Origin of the sequence: Mesorhizobium sp. M2A.F.Ca.ET.067.02.1.1, from assembly GCF_004023285.1 — a bacterium.
In the GTDB taxonomy this organism is placed as follows: domain Bacteria; phylum Pseudomonadota; class Alphaproteobacteria; order Rhizobiales; family Rhizobiaceae; genus Mesorhizobium.
In genome coordinates, this window is record NZ_RZSB01001468.1 from 1 (window position 1) to 407 (window position 407).

Below are 407 nucleotides of genomic sequence, written 5' to 3' on the forward strand. Positions count from 1 at the left end.
GGCTGGACACGATCCAGACCGTGGCGATGAACAGCGCGGCATGCAGCGTCGAAATCTCGCCGGAATTCATGGCTGCAAGTGTCGTCGCCGGGTTGCCGGCAACAGAGCCGACACCGCCGAGGACGATTGCAGCGACGCTTATCCGGAGAAGCCAGGAGCGTAGGTTCGTTTTCCTGCCCATTTTCGTTTTGCTGTCGTCTGTTCCCGTTGCGTCAACTGTGCTGCCGGCTTGTATCGGGATCATGCCGCACGGGCTGCGCTTTGTTGCAGGCTGGTTTCGGCGTCGGCCGTATCGCTTTCATATCAGAGACATACGGCTTTCGTTTGGGGGGGTTGCAGCCCCAAGCCGGTAACCAGGCGTTAACCATACGGCATGCGCCCGACCACGCCCAACGTCGGGCTTGTTA

At 60.2% G+C, this 407-nt stretch carries 1 pseudogene; it reads right to left on the minus strand.

Annotated features, from left to right (window positions below):
• Positions 1 to 181 (minus strand): annotated as a pseudogene (locus EOA28_RS38350) (hypothetical protein); the annotation flags it as partial.
• Between the last annotated feature and the right edge of the window lie 226 nt (positions 182 to 407).